At 42.3% G+C, this 23,841-nt stretch carries 21 protein-coding genes and 1 riboswitch; all 21 genes read right to left on the bottom strand.

Features of this window, described 5'->3' with window-relative positions; all coding sequences use genetic code 11:
* Window position 1: 1 nt before the first annotated feature.
* Entirely contained in the window at window positions 2–1,465 is a 1,464-nt protein-coding gene (gene gatA, locus CSV75_RS14195) for an Asp-tRNA(Asn)/Glu-tRNA(Gln) amidotransferase subunit GatA (RefSeq protein ID WP_099676358.1), read from the bottom strand.
* Window positions 1,466–1,521: 56 nt separating this feature from the next.
* Window positions 1,522–1,809 (bottom strand): Asp-tRNA(Asn)/Glu-tRNA(Gln) amidotransferase subunit GatC, encoded by a 288-nt coding sequence (gene gatC / locus CSV75_RS14190; protein ID WP_099676357.1) that lies wholly within the window; start codon window positions 1,807–1,809, stop codon window positions 1,522–1,524.
* Between the two features lie 88 nt (window positions 1,810–1,897).
* Window positions 1,898–3,031 carry a CamS family sex pheromone protein gene (locus tag CSV75_RS14185; protein WP_099676356.1) on the bottom strand — a complete coding sequence of 378 codons (1,134 nt, stop codon included), beginning with the start codon at window positions 3,029–3,031 and terminating at the stop codon, window positions 1,898–1,900.
* Complete coding sequence (gene ligA, locus CSV75_RS14180) at window positions 3,015–5,042, bottom strand: NAD-dependent DNA ligase LigA (RefSeq protein ID WP_099676355.1); 2,028 nt, start codon at window positions 5,040–5,042, stop codon at window positions 3,015–3,017. The genes CSV75_RS14185 and ligA overlap by 17 nt, the downstream gene beginning before the upstream one ends.
* A 27-nt stretch (window positions 5,043–5,069) precedes the next feature.
* On the bottom strand, window positions 5,070–7,304 hold the full coding sequence (gene pcrA, locus CSV75_RS14175; protein ID WP_099676354.1) for a DNA helicase PcrA: 2,235 nt from the start codon (window positions 7,302–7,304) through the stop codon (window positions 5,070–5,072).
* A 44-nt stretch (window positions 7,305–7,348) separates the two neighbouring features.
* Window positions 7,349–8,047, bottom strand: coding sequence for a heptaprenylglyceryl phosphate synthase (gene pcrB / locus CSV75_RS14170; RefSeq protein WP_099676353.1), 699 nt, complete (start codon window positions 8,045–8,047; stop codon window positions 7,349–7,351).
* Window positions 8,048–8,129: 82 nt separating this feature from the next.
* Window positions 8,130–8,450 (bottom strand): YerC/YecD family TrpR-related protein, encoded by a 321-nt coding sequence (locus tag CSV75_RS14165; protein WP_099631677.1) that lies wholly within the window; start codon window positions 8,448–8,450, stop codon window positions 8,130–8,132.
* Between the two features lie 26 nt (window positions 8,451–8,476).
* The gene (locus CSV75_RS14160) at window positions 8,477–9,463 is read right to left on the bottom strand and encodes a DUF3048 domain-containing protein (RefSeq protein WP_233191682.1); all 987 of its coding nucleotides are present in this window, start codon (window positions 9,461–9,463) and stop codon (window positions 8,477–8,479) included.
* A 36-nt stretch (window positions 9,464–9,499) separates the two neighbouring features.
* Window positions 9,500–11,215 carry an adenine deaminase C-terminal domain-containing protein gene (locus tag CSV75_RS14155; RefSeq protein WP_099676351.1) on the bottom strand — a complete coding sequence of 572 codons (1,716 nt, stop codon included), beginning with the start codon at window positions 11,213–11,215 and terminating at the stop codon, window positions 9,500–9,502.
* 349 nt (window positions 11,216–11,564) lie between these two features.
* Window positions 11,565–12,824, bottom strand: coding sequence for a phosphoribosylamine--glycine ligase (gene purD / locus CSV75_RS14150; RefSeq protein ID WP_099676350.1), 1,260 nt, complete (start codon window positions 12,822–12,824; stop codon window positions 11,565–11,567).
* A 21-nt stretch (window positions 12,825–12,845) separates the two neighbouring features.
* Window positions 12,846–14,381 (bottom strand): bifunctional phosphoribosylaminoimidazolecarboxamide formyltransferase/IMP cyclohydrolase, encoded by a 1,536-nt coding sequence (purH, locus tag CSV75_RS14145; RefSeq protein WP_099676349.1) that lies wholly within the window; start codon window positions 14,379–14,381, stop codon window positions 12,846–12,848.
* Between the two features lie 49 nt (window positions 14,382–14,430).
* Window positions 14,431–15,003 carry a phosphoribosylglycinamide formyltransferase gene (gene purN / locus CSV75_RS14140; RefSeq protein ID WP_369802758.1) on the bottom strand — a complete coding sequence of 191 codons (573 nt, stop codon included), beginning with the start codon at window positions 15,001–15,003 and terminating at the stop codon, window positions 14,431–14,433.
* A complete protein-coding gene (purM, locus tag CSV75_RS14135; RefSeq protein WP_099673381.1) occupies window positions 15,000–16,055 on the bottom strand; it encodes a phosphoribosylformylglycinamidine cyclo-ligase in 1,056 nt (351 codons plus the stop codon). The genes purN and purM overlap by 4 nt, the downstream gene beginning before the upstream one ends.
* A gap of 11 nt (window positions 16,056–16,066) precedes the next feature.
* Window positions 16,067–17,491, bottom strand: a complete 1,425-nt coding sequence (purF, locus tag CSV75_RS14130; RefSeq protein ID WP_099673382.1) for an amidophosphoribosyltransferase — start codon at window positions 17,489–17,491, stop codon at window positions 16,067–16,069.
* Entirely contained in the window at window positions 17,467–19,698 is a 2,232-nt protein-coding gene (purL, locus tag CSV75_RS14125) for a phosphoribosylformylglycinamidine synthase subunit PurL (RefSeq protein WP_099673383.1), read from the bottom strand. The genes purF and purL overlap by 25 nt, the downstream gene beginning before the upstream one ends.
* Window positions 19,688–20,371: a phosphoribosylformylglycinamidine synthase subunit PurQ gene (gene purQ / locus CSV75_RS14120; protein WP_099676348.1), complete on the bottom strand. Its 684-nt coding sequence runs from the start codon at window positions 20,369–20,371 to the stop codon at window positions 19,688–19,690. Before purQ ends, purL begins: the two co-directional genes overlap by 11 nt.
* Window positions 20,368–20,622, bottom strand: coding sequence for a phosphoribosylformylglycinamidine synthase subunit PurS (gene purS / locus CSV75_RS14115; RefSeq protein ID WP_099631667.1), 255 nt, complete (start codon window positions 20,620–20,622; stop codon window positions 20,368–20,370). Before purS ends, purQ begins: the two co-directional genes overlap by 4 nt.
* A 36-nt stretch (window positions 20,623–20,658) precedes the next feature.
* Window positions 20,659–21,780 carry a 5-(carboxyamino)imidazole ribonucleotide synthase gene (gene purK / locus CSV75_RS14110; RefSeq protein ID WP_099676439.1) on the bottom strand — a complete coding sequence of 374 codons (1,122 nt, stop codon included), beginning with the start codon at window positions 21,778–21,780 and terminating at the stop codon, window positions 20,659–20,661.
* A gap of 2 nt (window positions 21,781–21,782) precedes the next feature.
* Window positions 21,783–22,271 (bottom strand): 5-(carboxyamino)imidazole ribonucleotide mutase, encoded by a 489-nt coding sequence (gene purE / locus CSV75_RS14105; protein WP_099631666.1) that lies wholly within the window; start codon window positions 22,269–22,271, stop codon window positions 21,783–21,785.
* A gap of 160 nt (window positions 22,272–22,431) precedes the next feature.
* Window positions 22,432–22,532: riboswitch (purine riboswitch) on the bottom strand.
* 127 nt (window positions 22,533–22,659) lie between these two features.
* A complete protein-coding gene (locus tag CSV75_RS14100) occupies window positions 22,660–22,845 on the bottom strand; it encodes an NETI motif-containing protein (protein WP_099673386.1) in 186 nt (61 codons plus the stop codon).
* On the bottom strand, window positions 22,842–23,369 hold the full coding sequence (locus tag CSV75_RS14095) for a DUF2179 domain-containing protein (protein WP_099636888.1): 528 nt from the start codon (window positions 23,367–23,369) through the stop codon (window positions 22,842–22,844). The genes CSV75_RS14100 and CSV75_RS14095 overlap by 4 nt, the downstream gene beginning before the upstream one ends.
* Between the last annotated feature and the right edge of the window lie 472 nt (window positions 23,370–23,841).

The following is a 23,841-nucleotide window of genomic DNA, read 5'->3' as shown; positions in this document are numbered from 1 at the left end:
ATTATTTCCCCTCCTGAATCGATGGAGTGCGTTTGTGGAAATCAGTTGCTTGCTCATAGGCATGGGCGACTTTATATAATGTTTCCTCGTCAAAGTGCTTACCCATGAGTTGCATTCCAACTGGTAGTTCGTTAACGAAACCACATGGTACGGATAGTGCTGGACGGCCTGTCAGGTTCGCTGGTACAGCCAAGACATCATTTGCATAATGAACGAGCTGATCACCGCCTGTTTCGCCAAGTTTAAATGCTGTTGTAGCAGCAGTTGGTCCAATTACTACATCATACTTTTCAAATACAGAGTCAAAGTCTTGTGCAATCAATGTACGTGTCTTTTGTGCGCGTACATACAGATCTTCATGATGATCCGCACTCATTGCATACGTACCGAAAATAATGCGTTTTTTCACTTCATCACCAAAACCTTCTTGACGTGTACGGAAATATGCTTGTTCGAGGTTTTCAGCGTTTTCAGTATGATAGCCATAACGCAATCCATCAAAACGTGAAAGATTGGATTGAGCTTCTGAAGAAGAGATTACATAATACGTAGTTGGCGCATATTGAATATGTGGCAATTCTACTTCTTCACAAACGGCTCCAAGTGATTCCAGTACAGTAATTGCTTCTCTTACTGCTGTAACGATTTCTGCATCAACACCCTCACCTAAGTAAGGTTTCGGAACTGCAACTTTTAGACCTTTTATATCGCCTGTAAGAGCTGCTGTGAAATCAGGAACTGCTTTTGCAGAAGATGAACTATCATTGTCATCTTCTCCCGCGATTACGCTTAGCAATAATGCGTTATCTTCCACAGTTCGTGACATGGTACCAATTTGATCAAGTGAGGAAGCAAATGCTGTCAAACCAAAACGTGAAATACGACCGTATGTAGGTTTCATTCCAACAATTCCACAGAATGCAGCTGGTTGACGAACTGAACCACCCGTATCCGAACCGAGGGATAGTGGGACTTCACCTGCTGCGACTGCTGCTGCCGAACCGCCTGAAGAGCCACCTGGCACATAGTCTGTATTCCAAGGATTTAATGTATTACCGAAAAAAGATGTTTCAGTTGTAGAACCCATTGCAAATTCGTCCATATTGAGTTTTCCAATATTAATTGCGCCCGCAGCTTCCAATTTTTCTATAGCCGTAGCATTGTAAACAGGTACGAAGTCTTCCAACATTTTACTTGCGCATGTTGTCTTCATATCTTTTGTTACAATATTGTCCTTAATACCGATTGGAACTCCGAAAAGGCGGCCACGTTTAGTTGCAGCTTCTTGATCAAGCTGTTCTGCACGCTTTGTTGCCTCTTCTTTTGCGACGTGAATGAACGCGTTGATTTTCTCTTCGTGCTGTTCAATCGTTTGTAATGTTGCCTCTGTTACTTCTTTAGCAGTAACTTCCCCTTTTTGTAAAAGAGCTTGAAGTTCAGTTGCTGTTTTACTAGTTAACGTCATCACTTTTCCTCCTACTGTCATTGTGCCAATAATGGTATTTTATACTGTGAATTCGATTACAGAATATCCGGAACCTTGATAAGTCCATCTTCCTGATCTTCTGCACTGGCCAGCATTACTTCACGGTCCAAGATATCTTTTGGCTCATCTTCACGTAAGACGTTGATCATAGCAACTGGGTGCGTCATAGGTTTTACACCTGTAATATCCACTTCTTTTAAATCACTTACACTTTCAATCAAATCTGCTATCTTTGCAGAGAAATTTTCTTTGTCTTCCTCGGAGAGGCCAATACGGACGAAATCCGCAAAATACTTGACGTCTTCTTTCGAAAATGTTGTCATACATCGTTCCTCCTCATTTTGCAATCGTACAATTAATCATACCATTTAATCAGTTTCTTGGAAAGTTCGTGTTACTCCCTAAAATCTGTTAATATCCGTAGACGTGTACAAACGGTTCCTCCCGATCCTTGTCATTTACAATCAGCACTTCGGGCCCATTTACTGAGGTAACACTTACTTCAATAGGAACATCTTTAAAATGTGTTTTAACCAATGAAGTTAAGTATTGTGAAAACCCAATCAGCTCCGTCTTGCCAAAAAATTGTATAGGAATTTCCACGCGTAATGAATTGAGTTTCTGATCTTTATAAAAAGCTGTTCCAATGACATTCACAAAGCTCGGGAAGTAATCATCAATGTCTTGTTTGAAGTTCTTGAATGTCGTATTCAAGTCACGATAATTCCCTGTTGATGAAGTCGCGGGAAGTAATACATACTGCTCGTCTACTTCTTTCCAACCCGTGAATTCTTTTTTTCCTTTTGCAGCAAATGAAGTGGCAAAATATGTACCGGGTACAATATCGTTGCGACTTTCTTGCTTAAACAATCCAACCGCTATTGGTATATCAGCAAGCTCTGGTTTACTGCGTAACCGACTTAAAATAATATCCGCCATCTTCTTGCCTTTTTCTTCAATTGTTTTATCATCAATCCGACGTTCACTGGCTTCACGTGGATAATACACCGAATTCATCGCTAGTCCAATAGAAATGCCAGCCAATTTCACTTTTTTATCGTCCGTCATTTGTAAATAGTTTTGCTCGACGATATGTGCAAGATATATCGGTGCCTCATCTGCAATTTGAGCCGGTGACATATCATCGGTTATTGCCGGATTGAGACCTGCTTCAAAATTGGATTTTCTGGAGATCCATTGCTTCGCAGTATCGCGGTCAATATACTGACCCTCCTGGAAGAAATAATCTTTCGGGTCGTAATACAACGATGACAGGCGCAGTAAGCCTTCCTCTGTTTCCTGAATATCGTACTTCGTATGGAGATTATTGACGATCAACCCCCGGCTGGCGCTCTTTTTAAATGGAACCGGTGTCCGGTAATAGGATTTTTTAATTTGAGCATCAGGGATGAGCACCATTTCCTGCTCACTCTCTTCTGTTTCCTGCACTGCTTTTTCCTGATCATCGCTCGGCGAAGGTACACAGCCTGTCAGCAATACTGTCGACAGAATACCCGTTATAAGCCATTTAGTCTTTCTTTTCATTCATATCCACTCCAAGGGCATCAAGCATAGCTTGTTCGTCCCAAATTTCAATCCCCAATTCTTTTGCTTTGGTCAATTTGGATCCTGCATCTTCACCCGCAATGACCAGATCTGTTTTCTTACTAACACTGCCGCTAACAGTTCCGCCAAGTGATTCAATTTGTTCTTTAGCTTCTCCACGCGTCAATTCTGAGAGCTTTCCTGTCAATACGATGGTTTTTCCAGCGAAAGGTCCAGTAGTTGGCAACTCCTCACGTGTGGTACCTTTATAAACGGTATTTACACCGTAAGAGCGCAACTTGTTCATCACTTCGTGAACTTCTTCTGTACTAAAGTACGTTGTCACAGAATCAGCAACTATCGCACCGATTTCAAAAATTTTCATAAGGTCTTCTTCTGTTGCTTGTTCTAACGCATCGAGAGTACGGTATTCTTCCGCTAAGATTCTTGCAACTTTTTCACCGACATGACGAACACCCAATCCAAATAGCAATTTTTCCAATGAATTCTCTTTCGACTGTTCAATGGCCGTCAAAATATTTGCTGCGGATTTCTCACCGATCCGTTCCAAGCTCAATAGCGACCCTTTCGTTAAAATATATAAATCAGATACATCTTGTACCAAATCAGCCGTATACAATTGTTCAATAAGCTTTTCGCCCACGCCATCTATATTCATGGCTCTTCTTGAAACGAAATGGATTAACGCTTCTTTCATCTGCGCGGGACATTTAGGGTTCACACAACGCAGTGCTACTTCCCCTTCAATCCTAACAAGTTCTGAATCGCAAACAGGACAGTTGTCAGGCATATGGTATGGTTCTTCTTCACCCGTTCGCTGTTCTTTCAATGACATGACGATTTCAGGTATGATATCGCCTGCCTTTCGCAACACGACGTGATCACCGATACGAATATCTCTCTCTCGGATCAAGTCTTCGTTATGCAAAGATGCTCGTCCCACTGTCGTACCTGCCACAAGAACGGGCTCAAGAATAGCTGTTGGAGTCACTACACCTGTCCGCCCTACGCTTAACTCAATATCCAACAGTTGAGTGTGCACTTCTTCTGCAGGGAACTTATAGGCAATTGCCCATTTAGGACTCTTTGCCGTATAGCCCAGTTGCTCCTGCGATTCGAAGTTATCGACTTTTATTACAATACCGTCAATTTCATAATCAAGGTGTAGTCTATTTTCTGACCAGTAGGCTACGTAGTCCAATACTTCTTCAATTGTTGTACAACGCTTACGTTCTTTATTCGTCGTCAAACCTAGTTCATCCACTTTATTGAGCGCATCCGTGTGACTATCTAGACCATAGACATCTGCATCGCCGCCTACCGCATAAATGAAAGTAGCTAAATTTCTGCTCTCTGCTACTTTTGAGTCTAGTTGACGAAGTGATCCCGCAGCTGCATTTCGTGGATTGGCAAAAGGAACTTCACCCGCTTCATCACGGTATTCATTCAATTTAACAAATGAATTCTTCGGCATATACGCTTCGCCACGCACTTCAATCGTTAAAGGCTCATTCAATTTATGTGGAATTGAGCGAATAGTTTTTAAGTTAGCTGTGATGTCTTCTCCAACTGAACCATCTCCACGAGTAGCGCCCTGCACAAGGCGACCTTCTTCATATTGCAATGAAACGGCAAGACCATCGATCTTCAGTTCACAAACATACACCGCGTTACCTGTTGCTTCTTTTACCCGTCTGTCGAAATCCTTTAAGTCTTCTTCATTAAAGGCGTTCGCTAAACTTAGCATTGGATAACGATGAACGACTTTTTTAAACACCTCAAGTGGTTCTCCACCCACCCGTTGTGTCGGTGAATCAGGATAGATCAAGTCGGGATGTTCTTTTTCAATCGCCAACAATTCCTTCATCTTCTCATCATATTCCGAATCGGGAACGATGGGGGCATCCAAGTCATAGTATGCGCGCCCGTATTTATGCAACGTTTTATTGAGCTCCTCTACCCGCTTCTCTAGTTCTAGAACATCATCCATCTATTTTCCACACTCCTTAAAGGGGCTTTATTCTTTTTCAATCGGTGCGAATTTAGCTAAAAGTCGCTTAATACCTACTGGATTAGGGAAGGCAATGTCCAGCTCCATATCCTCTGCTTCACCTTTAACACTCACAACCGTTCCAGTTCCCCATATTTTATGGGATGCCTTGTCTCCAGGTTTCCACTGCATTTTTTCTCCGCCACTTTCATTATAGGCTGGACGTTTGACTGCAGGACGTTTAGCTTTTGCTTTGGGTGCTTGGGCGAAAGGTACACTCATGCCATTCCCATCGGCCAACAGCTCTGTCAGTTCTTGCGAGATTTCATTGAGGAAACGGGATGGTTGATTAAAGTTTGACTTACCAAACAACATCCGGTGACCTGCGCTAGTCAGGTAAAGGCGCTGTTCCGCGCGTGTAATCGCCACATACGCGAGTCTTCTTTCTTCTTCCATTTCTTCCGGATCTGTCAGTGCCCGAATATGCGGGAATATGTTTTCTTCCATGCCGAGAACGAAGACCACGGGGAATTCCAAGCCTTTTGCTGCGTGCATCGTCATTAGGACGATTTTTTCAGTAGAAGTGTTCTCTTCTTTATCCAATGTATCGATATCCGCTACTAAAGCGAGGTCAGTCAAGAATGCAACGAGTGAAGGTTCCTCCTCTTCCTCCGCTGCACGTTTCTCAAACGCTTCTGTAACCGATAGGAACTCTTCAATATTTTCCAGACGGCTTTCTGCTTCGATGGATTTTTCTTTTTCCAACATCTCACGATAGCCTGACTTATCAATGACTTCTTTCACTAGTTCAGTGACTGATAAAAACTCTTGCATTTGAGTGAATCCATTGATGAGTTCATGGAATTTTACCGCTTCTGTTAATGCTCGTTTAGGTAAACCCATGAAATCCACTTCCTGCAGCGAATCAAATATGGAGCGGTCATTTTGTAATGCAAAAGTAGCCATGCGTTCAAATGAAGTTGCACCGATGCTTCGTTTCGGTTCATTAATGATTCTCGCTAAAGCTAGGTCATCATCGTTATTCGCAATGAGACGTAAATAGGCGAGTAGATCTTTAATCTCTTTGCGATCATAGAACTTCGTCCCGCCTACAATTGTATAATCGAGATTTGACTTCAATAAATATTCCTCAATTAGACGGGATTGTGCATTAGTTCGATAGAGAATCGCAAATTGATCCAATGTTAATCCTAGTTTTTCTTTTAACTCAATGATTTGTTGTACAACAAATTGTGATTCATCTTTTTCGTCGCGCGCTTTATAGATTGAGATTAATTCACCCTCGGGGTTATCTGTGCGCAATTTCTTATCATAGCGACTTTTGTTATTGTCGATCACTTCATTTGCTGCTTGCAAAATTCTCTTGGTGGAACGGTAGTTTTGTTCCAAAAGAATGACATTCGCTTCTTTATAATCTTTCTCGAAAGACAGAATATTACCGATATCCGCACCACGCCAGCGATAGATTGACTGATCGGAATCGCCTACTACGCAGACATTACGGAATTTTGATGCCAGCATTTTCACGAGACGATATTGCGCGTTATTTGTATCTTGGTACTCATCCACATGAATATACTGAAATTTATTTTGATAATACTCGAGCACTTCAGGAACTCGTTCAAACAAGACCGTGGTCATCATAATTAAATCATCAAAATCCATTGATTGGTTCTGACGTAGTTTTTTAGTATAACGATCGTAAATATCTGCTACTGTACGTTCATGGGGATTTTGAGGATTCGAATTTTTCCGGAATTCAATCGCATCTATACATTCATTTTTCGCATTGCTAATTATTCCGAGCATTGCCCGCGGATCATTCTGCTTCGGGTCGAGATTCAGTTCTTTCAAAACACGTTTCATTGCAGTTAGTTGATCCGCACTGTCAAGGATCGTGAAGTTTTTGGATAAACCGATCCGATCCACGAACCTACGTAGAATTCGAACACACATCGAGTGGAATGTTGAAACCCACATACGTTCTCCAGAACCCGGACCAAGTAAGCCATCAATTCGGTCACGCATTTCACGTGCTGCCTTATTGGTAAATGTAATGGCCAATATATTGGAAGGATACACTTGTTTTTCCACAACCAAATATGCAATTCGGTGCGTCAATACACGGGTCTTTCCTGAACCAGCACCCGCCATAATAAGCAAAGGGCCTTCTGTCGTTTTGACCGCGCGCGCTTGCTCAGGATTCATGCCTTTTAGTAAATCATCTGATAGTTTATTCATATTCGTACCGCCTTTAATGAACATTTGTTCTCATTATATAGTACTCACACAGGTAAAGGAACAGATTTCACAGCATCGACTGTTTTAAGAGCCATTTGTAGATTTTCGTATACAACATTTCCTACCACTACAGTATCTGCAATAGCCGCCATTTCTTTTGCTTGTTCTGTTGAGCGAATTCCACCACCATAAAAGAGACGAGTGTGAGTTAGTAACTCTTTCGCTGACCGAACAATCTGTGGATCACCGTATTGTCCACTGTACTCCAAATAAAAAATCGGCAAGGAAAATAAGTGTTCAGCCATACGTGCATATGCTTGTACATCTTCTTCATCCGGAACACGATCTACACCTGTCACTTTCGCAGCTGTACAATCCGGATTTAAAATGCAGTAACCTTCTGTAACCATTTCATCGAAGTTCATCATGTGGCCGTATTCTCGAAGTGCTTCGTGATGCAAACCGTTCAGCCATTTCGAATCTGTCGTATTTAAGACCGTTGGAATGAAGTAATAATCGAAGCCTGGTGTTACCGATTCTACAGTAGATACTTCCAATGCAAGTGGCACGGAAAAGCGACGGAAACGTGCAAGTAAATCAAGTACGTTTTCCAATGTAATTCCGTCAGATCCACCGATGATGACTCCATCTGTTCCAGATTCCGCCACCGCTTCTATCTGTTCATCTGAGAGGTATTTGGCCGGATCAATTTTAAATGCATGCCGCCATGTTTTATAGTCCATATTTTCTTTCCACCTTCTTTTAGTATATTCGTTTTATATAACTTTTAAAAAACCGGTGGGGTTTTATCCCTGGCCGGTTGTGTTAGTCGTTTTTTGTTTGGTTGTTTTGGAGTTCAGGATAGAGTCGATCCAACATGAGGTTGTAACCACCAGACCCGTAGTCTACGCAACGACGTATGCGGGAAATCGTAGCTGTGCTTGCACCTGTTTCTTGTTGGATACTATCATATGTTTTTTTCAGTTTAAGTTTATGTGCGACGTCCAGTCTTTGTGCTAGTGATTGAACTTCGCTCATCGTGCAAATGTCATCGAAAAACATGTAACATTCTTCTACATTTTTTAGCTGTAGAATGGCTTGAAACAACTGATCTATTTGTTCTCCGCGGATTTTATCTATTTGCATGTTCTCGCCCTCTCTCTATGTCGATCTTACGGAGTATAAGTGACGGAAGCAGAAGGACCTGATAAGGATGGAACAATGTGGATCCAAGTTTTTCCTACCGTTAATTTAACAGGTATACCTTGATCCATTGGAGTTAAAAACCCATCTTTATTTTGCCATTCGATCGGTTTAGCGATCCCTTCATGAAACAGCATAGCAGGGCCGCCTGATTCTAGATCTATTGCAAGTCGGCCTTTTTGATCAACTGTTTGATGATCCATTTCCATCACGATAATATTCGCTAATTCTATACGTCGTTCGTTTAACTTATCCACTGTATCAATGCCATTAACAGATCGATAATATCGATTTGCTTGTTGATTATATTGATACGTACTAATAAAATTCGGGTCTGAACTATACGATACTTGTACCGCTGATGCCATATCCCCTATTTTATCACTTTCATTAGGATTTAGGAAAGAAAAGGACGGCCGTTCAGTGATCTTTTCAGAAGCATTCACGAGACTAAAAGCTTCTTCAATATGTTCCTTTGAAATATAAGAGTTATGTGGGGCACGGCGATCTGTTGAACGTTCGAATAAAGTCCCGTCATGATTTATGCCATTTATATGATCAACTACTCGATCATCAAGTAATTTTTTTGCATCCGGACTATAACCGTGCGCTATATAAAATGCATCCATACCTACAGCTAATTGTACAAAATAATCACGTGCACTTCGAATAGGCCCTAACTGATCCGGTACTTTACTTTGAAAAAGTGCAGCATAGCGCGTAACTTGACCTTCTGCTAAGAATTCGTATATTTGATCGGCATCTGAAAGTCCCGACTGTGGACGTGCTGCAGGTATATTGCTAATTGTCGCTAAAATAGGACGGTTGTCTATGGAATCTGCAATTATCTCGCCTGTAAACAACGATACTTCATTCGTTTTTCCTTGTTCCTCCGGTTCAGATTGATCTTTCGAAGAACAACCTCCAAGACATACTGCGCTAACTAAGGCTATCATGAGTAACTTCCGTCCATTCCCTATCAATATACGTTCCTACCTTTCTACATGAGGAATTAATAGTTCATTTTTCATTACTTGCAAGACACCAACTGGCGTGATTCGGATATATGGCAAATGAATAGATTGAAGGAATAATAACGTATATATGGCATCTCCATGTGCGTAGCCACGTTCTCCTAGCGCTTTTCTCATTGCTAGCTCTTCTTCGATAATCACTTCCATCGGTTGAACTGACAGTCCGCCTGCTACCACTAAAGGTAATGTTTCAATAATTTTACCATTTTCAGCGAGTGCCATGCCTCCACCTATATTCTTGATTTCATTAAATGCTCTCTTCATCTCTTGCCAATCCTGTCCTATTAATAATACATCTCCAGTATTTGAATAGGAAGATGCAAAACCTTGCAGATTATTACCAAACCCTTTCAACATAGTATTGACTCGCCATTTTCCGTTCTTATCCAGTAATATCAAATAGCACTCATCACCAGTAGCAATAGTAGGACTAGTGAGATCCAGATCACTTTCGTATACTTTCGTAATAACATCATTGACCATCTGAATCCCTATTGAAGATGAGAATGTGAAGTCTTCATCTGTCAGTTCATAAGGCAATTCGTATGTCGGTAATGCTTTCCAATCTACTGCTTTAAAGGCGTCAGACGATGTACTATCTCGTAGAACCCACTTCCCTTTAGATAGCACGTCAGTCGGCACAGGGTTATGTTCATTCTCTAAAAAGTTCAATGTCGCAAAACGGCCCGTCGCAATTACACTATGCAAGTCCGTAATGTCATAGTACCTCGCCACGTTATACGATGCCATTTGATACGCATCAATCGGTGATACTCCCGCGTCAAGTGCTACCTGGATGCATTGGTCCATAACACCTTCACGGTAGAACGAAGGTGGAGAACCATCAGTCGTCATCATCAAATGATCAAAGACATCCCATTCCTTCTCTACAATACCTTTCAATAAATCTGGTAGGTCGGGACGAATTGACGAATAGCGTAATGTGGCAGCATACCCTTGCTGCAAGCGTCTTTCTACTTCATCTACAGTCATCGCTTCATGATCGCCGTCCGCTCCAAGTAATTTCATCCGGGCCAGTGTACGTTCCGATGCACCTGGAAAATGTCCTTCAATCTTTTTACCAAGACGTTTTGATTCTACTAATGACTGCATCATATTTTGATCACCTTGTAGTAATTTAGGCCAACCTGTCAGCTCTCCTGTCATCAACACATCAGGACGCTCCATCCATTTCACAATATCTACGGGATTGAAAAGTTCTTTTTCATTTTGCAGTACGGTTTGTGAATCAACACGTGCCCACCAATAAAATGCAAATGGCAGTTCATTTAGTTGATCAATGAACGTAATTGCAGTTTGCTGATTCAGCATTGAAAACAAGATGAGGTTATCTGATATAAAAGTGGTTGTCCCACGGCGAGAGGCGTAGTCTGCAAATGTTTCGGGATTATATAATTGGAATGGATGAACATGCGGCTCGATATATCCAGGTACTATTTTCTTGTCTGAAGCATCGACACGTTCTGTTCCTTCAAGCAAAGCCGGCATGCGTTCCCCTACATAGACAATCCGGTCACCCTGAATCCAAATATTCCCTTGCATCCACTTCTTGAATATAGAATGTAAGTAGGTAGCATTTTCAATTACGATGTCAGGCGCTTTCTGACCATTAATAATCGCTAGTTGCGATTGTATTTCTTTCGCACTCCACATGCAGATCACCGTCCCTAAAAGTAGTTTTACTATTTGTTAACTATTGCTTTATAGTAACATAGCAATCCAATCTCGAATAGATGTGTCGTGCAAAGGTTGTCCACAAGTAGATTTTCACTAATCCACAAAAAACTGGAAACTTACACACATTACCAACAACTTACCCACACCTTTTCCACTTATAAACCACAGATCATAAAAAATGCTGTGGATAACATATTTTTCAACTCAACTAAAGTGTATGCAGCATTTACTATAAGTTCGTAGACTCTAAACATCTTCCTTTAGTATTAAAAAAAGACTGTCTTAGAAGTCAGACAACACTTCTAAGACAATCCTGTTTCATCTATTATTCAAATGTACGCCATCCGATATCCGTACGATGGAAGAATCCATCCCATTGTTGATCAGCGAGACCAGTGTAGACTTTTTCTTGTGCTTCTTTTAAAGTGGCTGCTTTCGCTGCAACGAGAAGTACACGACCACCATTTCCGATAAAGCGATCATCTTCCAGTTTAGTCCCTGCATGGAATACATCAAGCCCTTGATCTGTTAGTACATCAAGGTTAGGAAGTGCGTGACCATTCACTACGTCGTTAGGATACCCTTCCGATGCAATGACTACGCCTAACATCGCTTCTTCATGCCACTCAAGATCAAATGATTCTCCAGCCATCAGGGCTTCCATGAACTTACCAAAATCCGACTTCATACGTGGCAAGACAACTTGTGTTTCAGGATCACCAAAGCGGGCATTGAATTCAATAACTTTCGGACCTTGATCAGTAAGTATTAAACCAGCATACAGGATTCCTGTGAAAGGAATTCCTTCCTCAGTCATAGCCTCAACGGTTGGTACGACTACACGATCGTACGCTTCCTGCACAATTGCATCCGAAATTTGTGGGACTGGGGAATAAGCTCCCATTCCACCTGTATTTGGACCACGATCTCCATCATACGCACGTTTATGATCTTGTGCAATTACCATTGGATAGATTTGTCCATCATGGACGAACGACATATATGAGAACTCTTCGCCATCTAAAAATTCTTCTACCACCACACGTGATGATGATTCACCGAACTTTTGATTGCCGATCATGTCATCTACCGCGTCTAATGCTTCCTGTAATTCCATTGCGACAATTACGCCTTTTCCAGCTGCTAATCCATCAGCCTTCACTACGATTGGAGCACCTTGTTCACGGATGAATGATTTTGCTTCTTCAGCATCCGTGAAAGTTCCATAAGCCGCTGTTGGTATATCATATTTGTCCATGATCTCCTTAGCGAATGACTTACTACCTTCGATACGAGCAGCTGCCTGGGTCGGACCGAATACTGTTAAACCTTTTTCTAGGAAGTAATCAGCAATACCTTCCGCAAGCGGCTGTTCCGGTCCAACAAACGTCAACGTAACACGCTGTTCAATTGCGAAATTTGCTAAAGCTTCAAAGTCTGTAGCTGCAATATGGACACATGTTGCATCTTGCTGCATTCCGTCGTTACCAGGCGCCACAAATACTTCCGATACAGAAGGCGCTTGGTTGAACTGTTTGGCTATGGCATGTTCACGACCGCCACTTCCAATTACAAGTACTTTCATGTTCATCTACTCCCTGCACTATTAATGTTTGAAATGACGTACGCCTGTGAATACCATCGTCATGCCGTATTCATTGGCTTTTTTAATGGAATCCTCATCTTTCACCGAACCACCCGGTTGAATGATTGCCGTAATACCCGCTTTTGCCGCTGCTTCAACTGTATCATCCATAGGGAAAAATGCGTCAGAAGCAAGAGCTGCCCCTCTTGCACGTTCGCCTGCCTGTGTCAGAGCAATTTTCGCAGCACCTACACGGTTCATCTGACCTGCGCCAACGCCGATTGTCATATGCTCATCTGTAATGACGATTGCATTAGACTTCACGTGTTTCACAACGGCCCATCCAAGTTTCATCGCATTCCATTCTGCCTCAGTCGGCTCACGGTCTGTTGCCACTTTGATATCTGCTTCTTCAAAACCGTCGGCATCAGGCTGTTGCATTAATAATCCGCCCTCAACAGATACCGTGTTCCACTGATCTTTTTTCTGCTGTTCAAATGAAATCATCAAGAGACGGATGTTTTTCTTTTTCGTCAATTTCTCAAGTGCTTCTTCTGTAAACGAAGGAGCAATAACGATTTCAAGGAATATATCGGCAAGTTGCACTGCCGTTTCTTGATCTACTTCTTTATTCAATGCAATGATTCCGCCAAAAATAGATGTAGCATCTGCTTCGTAGGCTTTTTGGAAAGCTTCAGCAATGGTCTCTCCTGTACCCACACCACATGGATTCATATGCTTAACCGCTACAGCTGCAGGCTCAGAAAATTCCTTAACGATTTGTATCGCTGCATTCGCATCTTGGATATTGTTATAAGAGAGTTCTTTACCATGAAGCTGTTCCGCATAGGCGATCGAGAAATCAGATCCAAGCGGGCGGCTATAGAACGCTGCCTGCTGATGAGGATTTTCTCCATAACGCAATGGTTGCTTCAACTCATATGTATAGGTAACTTGTTCCGGGAATTGTTCGCCTGCAAGGTCTGTTAAGTAGCCTGAAATCAATGAATCATAAGCTGCCGTATGACGGAACACCTTAGCTGCCAAACGACGACGTGTTTCAAGAGTCGTCTTGCCATCCGTTTTTAGTTCGTCAAGTACTACACTATAGTCAGCTGCATCCACAATGACTGTTACGTATGCATGGTTCTTTGCAGACGCGCGAAGCATTGCTGGTCCACCGATATCGATATTTTCGATTGCATCTTCCGCTGATACATCTGGTTTGGAAATCGTTTCTTTGAATGGATACAAGTTCACACAAACTACATCGATTGGCTGGATGCCGTGCTCTTCCATTTGTGCTTGATGTCCAGGGTCATCTTGTTTTGCAAGTAACCCACCGTGAATCATCGGGTTCAACGTTTTCACGCGGCCTTCCATGATTTCAGGGAATCCTGTTACTTCATCTACAGCCGTTACGGCAACGCCATTGTCTTTCAAATGCTTCATCGTACCACCAGTAGACAATAATTCATATCCAAGCTGTTCAAGTTCTTTCGCAAATTCTACTATTCCACTTTTATCCGATACGCTTAACAATGCGCGTTTTTTCAAAGGAATTCCCTCCAGTTTATAAAAAAAGCCTGTCATCTCAACAGGCTCATCAATTTTTAAATACGTTTTGCAATGTTGCTACATATAATTCATGTTCCACGGCATGGATAGCTAAAGCGGTCTGCTCGGCATCCCCATCAACAACATCCACTGCGCGTTGCGCTAAAATCGGACCCGTATCCATCCCCTCGTCTACCAGATGAACTGTGACACCAGTTACTTTAACGCCAGCAGCTACTGCTTGTCCAATTGCATCCTTACCTGGGAATGAAGGCAACAGCGATGGATGGATATTGATAATCCGTTCAGGATATGCGTCCAATAAAACTGGACCGATCAATCGCATATAGCCAGCTAATATTAGCCACTCCACTTGTGCTTCTTGTAATGCTTTGAGTATTGCTTGTTCATATGCTTCTTTCGTTTCGAAGTCACGAGGACGAATGGCTGCAATTGAAATACCTTTTTCATTCGCCCGTTCATTGACGAAAGCATCTGGTTTATCTGTTACCATCAAAACGATTTCAGCTGGAATTCGCTCCGCTTTACAAGCCTCTGCCAAAGCGGCAAAGTTACTACCGCTTCCTGAAGCAAATACTGCGATCTTTACTTTATTCATTATGACAATGTCCCGTCATGCTCACCGTTAAATGTTACGCCTGCATGCTTCGTAACACGTCCGATTACATATGCTTCTTCACCGTGTGCTTTAGCGATTTCAATTGCTTTTTCAGCCTCTGCTTCCGGCAAGGCTACAACGAATCCAACACCCATGTTGAATACGCTATATAAATCACGATCTGTTAATTCACCTTTTTCTTTCAACATGTGGAATACAGGAAGTACTGGCCAAGCACCTAGATCTACTTCTACTCCAAATTCTTCAGTGAACATACGCGGAAGGTTTTCAAAGAATCCACCGCCTGTAATATGACCCATGGAGTGCACGTCAAGCTGTTGGTGCATTTCAAGTACCGGCTTTGCGTAAATCTTAGTTGGCTTTAACAATGCATCAGCTACTGTGCCAAGATCTTCATAGCCTTCAATCGTATCGTTAATATCGGCGCCCAATTGTTCGAATACAATATGGCGTACTAAAGAGTAGCCGTTCGAGTGAATACCGCTCGATGCGATTCCAACTAGTACGTCTCCTGCTTGCACACGTTCACCCGTAACAAGCTTGCTCTTTTCACACGCTCCTACGGCAAAACCAGCCAAATCGTATTCATCTTCTTCGTAAAGTCCTGGCATTTCAGCCGTTTCTCCACCAATCAATGCTGCACCCGATTGTACACAACCATCCGCTACACCTTTGACGATTGCTTCCACTTTTTCAGGAACCGCTTTACCTAATGCTACATAATCAAGGAAATAGAGAGGCTCAGCACCTTGCGCTACGATATCATTTACACACATTGCGACACAGTCTATTCCAATTGTGTCATGACGGTCCGCCATGAAAGCCAATTTCAACTTCGTGCCAACACCGTCTGTTCCAGAAATTAGTACTGGTTCTTTATATTCGAGTGCAGATAAATCGAACATTCCACCAAATCCACCAAATGCACCTGCTACACCTTTACGAGATGTTCGTGCTACGTGAGATTTCATGCGTTCAACTGACTCATAGCCAGCTTCAATATTTACTCCCGCTTTTTCATATGCCTTCGACATGGAAAGGCCTCCTATCGTACGATTTCTTTTTCGTGCGGCATTGCCGTATCCGAATAAATCTCTGTTGGATACTCACCCGTGAAACAAGCCAAGCATTGTCCGCAGTTTTTCATTTCAGATGACCGGCCATTCGATTCCAACATTCCCTCTATTGATAGGAATGATAGTGAATCTGCACCAATCACATCGCGCATTTCATCTATAGTACGACCTGTCGCAAGTAATTCTGAATCTGAACTAATATCTACACCGTAATAACACGGCGCGATTAATGGCGGTGAAGCAATGACGACATGTATTTCTTTTGCTCCCGCATCGCGAAGCATGGAGACTATTCGTTTAGATGTCGTTCCACGAACAATTGAATCATCGACCATAACCACACGCTTACCATAAACGACCTGATGTACAGGTGACAGTTTCATTTTTACGCCTTTTTCACGCAATGCTTGAGATGGTTGGATAAACGTTCGTCCAACATAGCGATTTTTGATTAATCCCAATTCATATGGAATCCCGCTTTGTTCAGAGAATCCTATAGCTGCTGAAATACTAGAATCCGGAACCCCAGTGACGACATCGGCACTGATTTGTACTTCACGCGCCAGTTGCTTCCCACAACGTTTACGCGCGGCATGAATATTGATCCCATCGATATCTGAATCAGGACGAGAGAAATAGACATACTCCATAGAACACATCGCGTTGTCTGCCGGTTCTGCAAAACGCTCAGACACTAATCCATTATCATTGATGATTAGCAATTCACCTGGTTCCACAGAACGAACATACTCAGCACCGATAATTTCAAACGCACAAGTTTCTGAAGCAACGACCCATGCATCACCAATTTTCCCCAAAGATAATGGACGCATACCGTTTGGATCTTGCGCAACCATCAACCCTTCATCTGTCATTAAAACGAATGCAAATGCACCTTTTAAAATAGCCAGTGCCTTCTTCACCCGGTCACGATGATTACGTGAACCACTGCTTCGTTTTATCAAGTGAGCAAGTACTTCTGTATCGGATGTACTTTGGAAGATGCTACCTTGCCGCTCCAAATGTTCTTTCAAATCTGTCGCATTGATCAAGTTCCCATTATGCGCAATCGCCAAGCTACCCGTTGTGGAACGAAAGACAAGTGGTTGAACATTTTCTATACCACGTCCGTCTTTTGTCGTATAACGAACTTGCCCTATTGCGCCTCGTCCCTCAAGCGAGTCCAACTTTTCACCTGAGAACACTTCATTGACCAGGCCTTCACCTTTAACTGCATGGAGGCCATTATCGCCTTTTACGACGATACCAGCTCCCTCTTGTCCACGATGCTGAAGAGCATGCAATGCATAATAGCTAAGTTGTGCTGCATCGTCATGTCCCCATATCCCAAATACGCCGCACTCTTCGTTTAGTCCTCTGAGTTCAGCAAGCATGCTATTGCCCCTTTCCAAGCAGTTTGGAATTCTTCTACCGTCCCTTCTACTAAGACAGTTCCCTCTGCGTCTTTGATGACGATTTCTTCGCCATCTGTTACCGTTCCTATTTTCACAGCATCTTGAACTTTCTCTTCAAATGCGGCTACTTGATCAGCTTGTACAGTAACCAAGAAACGTGACTGTGTTTCACTGAATAACGCAGTGATTGCTGAGCCTTCCACTGTTACGTCAGCACCCAAACCTTGTGAACCAAATGTACCTTCACAAAGCGCTACTGCAAATCCACCTTCTGACAAATCATCAGCCGATTGGATGATTCCAGCTTGGATTGCCCCAAGAAGCTGTTGTTGACGAGTTGCCTCTATGTCTAAATCGATTGCAGGTGATTTACCGAAGATCTTTCCTTCGATCATTTGTTGCAACTCACTGCCGCCAAACTCTGTTTCTGTTTGACCGATCAAATAGATTGCATCTCCAGCTTGTTTGAAACCAGGCGTTGTCACTTGACCTAAATCATGGACGATTCCTACCAAACCAATGGTTGGTGTTGGATAGATTGGCACACCGTTTACTTCATTGGAAAGAGATACGTTACCACCAATGACCGGTGCATTTAATTTACGACATGCTTCTGAAATACCGTCCGCTGATTTTTCCAACTGCCAGAATACTTCTGGCTTGTCTGGGCTACCGAAGTTCAAGCAGTCAGTCAAAGCGATTGGTTCTGCGCCTGAACATACAAGGTTACGTGCAGCTTCAGCTACCGCAATCTTACCACCAACTTCTGGATCCAAATAAATGAATCGAGAGTTACAATCCGCCGTCATTGCAATACCCTTGTTTGTTCCTCTAACACGGATCACACCTGCAGATGCCCCTGGTGCTAAAACTGTATTCGTTCTTGCACCTGTGTCGAACTGATTATATACCCACTCTTTAGAAGCAATCGTAGGACGTTGCAATAAGTCGAGTAAAGTTTCTTTTAAGTCCGTTACTTGTGGTTCTTTGTTTTCAATCGCTTGGTTTTTCGCAAATGATGCAGGTTCTTTAGATTCTTTCTGATAGCTCGGTGCATCTTCAGCTAGTAGATCTGCCGAAACTTCTGCTGCAACTTCACCTTTATGAAGCAAACGCAGCATTTTGTCATCTGTTACATGTCCAATTGTCGCTGCAGTAATTCCGTACTTTGTGAAGAGGGCAATCACTTCTTCTTCCCGACCCTTTTTCACCACGATCAACATACGTTCCTGAGATTCGGACAACATCATTTCATACGCTGTCATATTCTCTTCACGCTGTGGTACAAGGTCTAAGTTCAATTCCACGCCATAGCCGGCTTTTGAAGCCATTTCTGCTGCTGATGAAGTTAGACCCGCTGCACCCATATCTTGAATACCGATCAACGCATCTGATTGAACTAGTTCTAGGCAAGCCTCCATCAATAACTTTTCAATGAATGGATCTCCCGCCTGCATTACCGGCAGTTCTTGCTCTTCTTCAATAGATAATTCAGAAGAAGACATGGTGGCTCCGTGAATCCCGTCACGCCCTGTAGTTGCACCGGCGTATATCACTGTGTTGCCAATACCAGCCGCAACACCCTTTTGAATATCTTCATGATTCAACAAACCGACTGCCATCGCATTGACTAGTGGACGTTTCGAATAGCACTGATCGAACTGGACTTCACCGGCTACTGTCGGGATTCCCATTGCATTACCGTAACTTGCAATTCCAGCAACTGCTTCTTCAAACAAAAATCTATCTCGAGGCTCTGTTAAATCTCCGAAACGAAGTGAATTTACTAATGCTACTGGACGTGCACCCATAGAAAATACATCCCGAATGATTCCGCCAGCACCTGTTGCTGCACCAATGAAAGGCTCAATTGCAGATGGTGAGTTATGGGACTCCATTTTAAAAACAGCAGCTTGGTTGTCACCGATGTCTACAATTCCAGCACCTTCACCCGGTCCCTGTAGTACACGTGCACCTTCAGTAGGAAATCTGCGTAATACAGATTTTGAGCTTTTATATGAACAGTGCTCCGACCACATAGCTGAAAACAAACCTGTTTCCACATAATTTGGAATACGCCCAAGTTTTTCCACTGCACGCTCATATTCTGCATCCGTCATGCCCATTTGGAGATATAGACGATTTTCTTTAATTTGCTCCGCTGTAGGTTCGTGATTAATTGACATGCTGTTCACCCCGACTGTTCATGATTGATTGGAATAAAGCCGTTCCATCTGTTCCACCGATGATTGCTTCTACTGCACGTTCAGGTAGTGGCATCATACCAAGAACATTGCCTCTTTCATTTGTGATACCCGCGATAGCTTCTGTGCTACCATCTGTATTTTCATCCGCATATGTGAAGACAATTTGATTATTGTTTTTAAGTTTTTCCACTGTCTGCTCATCCGCGTAGTAGTTACCAAATTCATTAGCAACTGGCAATGTGAGCATTTGACCTTGTGTATAGTCTTTTGTAAACGCAGTATTATTATTTTCCACCCGTACTGTTTCTAGGGCTGAACGGAATTTCAAGTTTTGATTACGTAAGAATCCACCTGGGAGAATGCCTGCTTCTACTAAAATATGAAAACCATTACCTACGCCAAGAACTAATTTACCTGATTCAGCAAATGCTTGTAATTGTTTACACGCAGGTGAACTTTTCGCCAATGCACCCGGACGCAAGTAGTTGCCGTATGAAGTGCCTGTCGGTAATAGTACCGCATCGAATGAATCGAGTTGGTCGGCCTCTGTATGCCAAACGTATTCAACATCTTGCTTTACTGTTTCCTCAATTGCATGGTACATATCAAGATCACAAGTAAGACCTGGGAATACTAGAACGGCGAACTTCATTTGCTGGCAACCTCCCCGATTTCAAAGCGATAATCTTCAATGACTTTATTAATTAATAGATCGTTACACATTTCATTCACGCGTGTTTCGATTGTCTGTTCTGATCCATCAAGCTCTAATTCAATTAATTTTCCAACTCGTACACTTTTTACGTCTTCGTAGCCCATCTTTTGAAGTGCTTCAGTTGTCGCGATGCCTTGTGGATCTACAACACTTTCACGTAGTGTTACATAAATTGTTACTTTCGTCATTGTCGGTTCCTCCCAAAGTGGAAATAATAGTTTTTATTAGTTAATATCTTGCCAAATACCAGACTGCTCAATTTCTTGCAAAGTTTTTTCAAGGTTTTCTGTCATTATCGTCACGTGACCCATTTTACGTTTTTCTTTTGCTTCTGCTTTGCCGTATAAATGAATGGACCAATCTGGATAGTCCGCGATACGTTCTTGAAGCGGTGCTACATGTTCCCCAAGTACATTCACCATTATGGACGACCCCCATAACTTCGGCTCACGTAACGGCCAACCGCAGACTGCACGAATGTGTTGATGGAATTGTGAGATGTTACATGCCTCTATTGAATAGTGACCAGAGTTATGCGGGCGCGGTGCTAATTCATTAATCATGATTTCACCGTCAGGCAGTACGAACATTTCAACTGCTAGTGTTCCTATTAATTCTAAATGGCCTGCGATTTTCTTTGCAGCATTTTCTGCTTGCTCCAAAACCCTTTGTTCTACTCGTGCCGGTACAATCGATTCGTGCAAGATATGATGTTTATGAATATTTTCAGCAATTGGCAGGCAATATGTTTGTCCTGCTGGATTTCTTTGAATGATAACGGAAATCTCTTTTTCAAATGGAACAAAGGCCTCCGCTATACAAGAAGAATGTGTAAACAAATCTCTGGCACTTTCAATTTGTTCTTTCGATTCAAGCTTTACTTGACCTTTACCGTCATAGCCTCCAAAAGCAGTTTTCACGATACATGGGAACCCAAAATCATCAATTTTCTCTTCTAACTCTTTATATGTTTCAGCGGTTATGTAAGGCGCAACCTGTACTCCAGCCGCTTGAATTTCGGCCTTTTCATTGATGCGGTTTTGTGTGATACGGACTAGCTCAGCACCTTGGGGTACGTAAGCTTTCTTTGTCAGCCGCTTCAAACCTTCATAGTCGATATTTTCAAATTCAAATGTAATAACATCACTTACTTGGCTTAATTCATTCAATGCCTCTTCATCATTATACGATGCCACTATTTCGATATCAGCTAACTGTCCGCATGGAGAGTTTTTTGTTGGATCAAGTACCGCAATCTTGAAACCAGCCTCTTTTGCCGCAAGTCCCATCATCCGTCCCAATTGCCCTCCACCGATGATACCGATTGTCTGTCCTGGTTGAATCATTTTCAATTTAATTCACCACTGCTTTCTAGCGAGATTTGCTTCATTTCATCGCGTCTTTGCTGCAGTTTATTGCGTAATACTTCATCTTGTGCACAGAGCATTTGAGCTGCAAGGAGGCCTGCATTTGTAGCACCCGCTTTACCAATTGACATAGTCGCTACAGGTACACCTCCTGGCATTTGAACGATGGATAACAGCGAGTCCATACCATTCAATGCTTTAGACTGCACAGGCACACCAATAACAGGAACTAGCGTTTTTGCTGCAACCATCCCTGGTAGATGGGCAGCTCCGCCTGCTCCTGCGATAATAGCGCATAATCCTTTTTTCTCCGCTTGTTCCGCATAGTCGAACATGAAATCCGGTGTACGGTGGGCCGACACTACTTTCTTTTCATAAGGAACTCCTAGTTCATCCAATATGTCGCATGCATGCTTCATTGTTTCCCAGTCGCTCTTACTGCCCATTATGATCCCAATCTTCGGTTCCAAATCTAATCCGCTCCTTCATGCACAACATGATTTAATATGAAATAATAAAAAGGTCCTTGAAAACTCCACTTTTCACATGCACAAAAAGCAGAACTTTCAAGGACCCTTACCAATATGGATACGTAGCTATCGTAACTTAGCCATTCTCCATGATTATCCAAGAAAAATTGCTTTCCCACATAGTATAGACATTTACGGTGTCTTGGTAGAAACGCCACAGCCAATTCTGCGGCATATACGGGGAACTCATTTACTCTTATTATATTATCAATTAATACATAATCCGTCAACTAAAAGACGAACATTACATTATAGGTCTTTTACAATCATTCGTCTTTAAGTTGACATATGAATGGTTAAACGTTAGTTCTCTTTCCCTTAACAGTTATTAGCTATTTTTGATAGCTTGAAACTGTGTTTGTTGTCTAATTGGAATATACTCTTCTCCAACCTGTTTAAATAGGGGTTTCTCTCTTCTAGCAACAACGGTATATCCCAAACTTTGAATTCTTTCCAAACATTCATCAAGCGTTTCATTTTCTTCTCTATCAAACCAGACCTTTTGTTTACTCATTTGAATAACTTGCCTCTTTTCACACTCTTCACCCAGAAGCCACCGTGTATCGACTTAGGTTCATACGATATAATAAAGGCTTTCGGATCTAGTTCCGTTATCGTTTTATACAGTTGCACTTCGTATTTACGAGGCGTCAAAATTTGCATAGTTGAACGATAACCACTTAGTCCATTAGCTGCCGAGTCTGTAACACCATATCCAAGTCTTCGCAACACAGCAGGCATTTCCTTATCGATATCTGCCGTTATCACGTTAACCGTTATATAACCAAGTGCTAAACGTTCTTCAATTTTCGAACCAATAATAACCCCGATGCCATACCCGAGCGCATAAGCAATCAAGTTTTGAATTTGATCTAGATTATCAAGTACTAAACCAAGCCCGATGACGTATATTACTGTCTCTATCATACTCACAGTTGCAGCAATATAACGATAGCCTTTCAGTGTCAGGATTATTCGTATTGTCATGAAAGTAACATAGACAATATTGATTGCGAAAATTATTAATATCATTACCATTGCACCACTCCTTTAAACAAGTAGGATAATCGTATCGCGCCTTAGTTAAAAACTCAAGGAAAGTCTTTTAAATTGTAGATTACGATGGACGCTTGTGGAGTGGACGAGAAGAATAGAATGCATGACAGGGGTCGTGTAGTCAAATAAGGGAATGAATAGTACACTTGATGGGTTTTATTGAGCGGATTATTGCCGTTGATGTAGAGCGATGGTCTGGGTGCATTGAGCGGATTACCGTTGACCTAGAGCGATGGTTTGGGTGCATTGAGCGAGGAAGCGGGATGATAGAGCGCATGGCACGCTTCATTGAGCGGATAAGCGAGACGATAGAGCACGTGCCATGCCTCATTGAGCGAGTAAGCGAGACGATAGAGCGCTTAACATGATTTATTGAGCAACTAACTAAAATCTACAATCACTCAACTCTAAATTTAGCTCATATACATAATTAAACACAAAAAAGCCACTCCCC

Source organism: Sporosarcina sp. P18a (assembly GCF_002743135.1).
Taxonomy (GTDB): domain Bacteria; phylum Bacillota; class Bacilli; order Bacillales_A; family Planococcaceae; genus Sporosarcina.
Note: the sequence above shows the minus strand (reverse complement) of the source record. Positions and strands in the feature narration are given on the sequence as shown.

Coding starts and splice junctions, on each gene's coding strand:
- purQ (WP_099676348.1), bottom strand. CDS start 20,371: ATGAAGTTCGCCGTTCTAGTATTCCCAGGTCTTACTTGTGATCTTGAT.
- CSV75_RS14160 (WP_233191682.1), bottom strand. CDS start 9,463: ATGATAGCCTTAGTTAGCGCAGTATGTCTTGGAGGTTGTTCTTCGAAA.
- CSV75_RS14165 (WP_099631677.1), bottom strand. CDS start 8,450: ATGCAAATAGATAAAATCCGCGGAGAACAAATAGATCAGTTGTTTCAA.
- gatC (WP_099676357.1), bottom strand. CDS start 1,809: ATGACAACATTTTCGAAAGAAGACGTCAAGTATTTTGCGGATTTCGTC.
- gatA (WP_099676358.1), bottom strand. CDS start 1,465: ATGACGTTAACTAGTAAAACAGCAACTGAACTTCAAGCTCTTTTACAA.
- purM (WP_099673381.1), bottom strand. CDS start 16,055: ATGTCGAAGGCATATGAAAAAGCGGGAGTAAATATTGAAGCTGGCTAT.
- purL (WP_099673383.1), bottom strand. CDS start 19,698: ATGTCAATTAATCACGAACCTACAGCGGAGCAAATTAAAGAAAATCGT.
- CSV75_RS14095 (WP_099636888.1), bottom strand. CDS start 23,369: ATGGTAATGATATTAATAATTTTCGCAATCAATATTGTCTATGTTACT.
- purF (WP_099673382.1), bottom strand. CDS start 17,491: ATGCTTGCTGAACTCAGAGGACTAAACGAAGAGTGCGGCGTATTTGGG.
- purK (WP_099676439.1), bottom strand. CDS start 21,780: ATGATTCAACCAGGACAGACAATCGGTATCATCGGTGGAGGGCAATTG.
- purD (WP_099676350.1), bottom strand. CDS start 12,824: ATGAAAGTACTTGTAATTGGAAGTGGCGGTCGTGAACATGCCATAGCC.
- CSV75_RS14100 (WP_099673386.1), bottom strand. CDS start 22,845: ATGAGTAAACAAAAGGTCTGGTTTGATAGAGAAGAAAATGAAACGCTT.
- CSV75_RS14155 (WP_099676351.1), bottom strand. CDS start 11,215: ATGTGGAGTGCGAAAGAAATACAATCGCAACTAGCGATTATTAATGGT.
- CSV75_RS14185 (WP_099676356.1), bottom strand. CDS start 3,031: ATGAAAAGAAAGACTAAATGGCTTATAACGGGTATTCTGTCGACAGTA.
- purS (WP_099631667.1), bottom strand. CDS start 20,622: ATGACGAAAGTAACAATTTATGTAACACTACGTGAAAGTGTTGTAGAT.
- pcrA (WP_099676354.1), bottom strand. CDS start 7,304: ATGAATAAACTATCAGATGATTTACTAAAAGGCATGAATCCTGAGCAA.
- ligA (WP_099676355.1), bottom strand. CDS start 5,042: ATGGATGATGTTCTAGAACTAGAGAAGCGGGTAGAGGAGCTCAATAAA.
- pcrB (WP_099676353.1), bottom strand. CDS start 8,047: ATGGACTATAAAACATGGCGGCATGCATTTAAAATTGATCCGGCCAAA.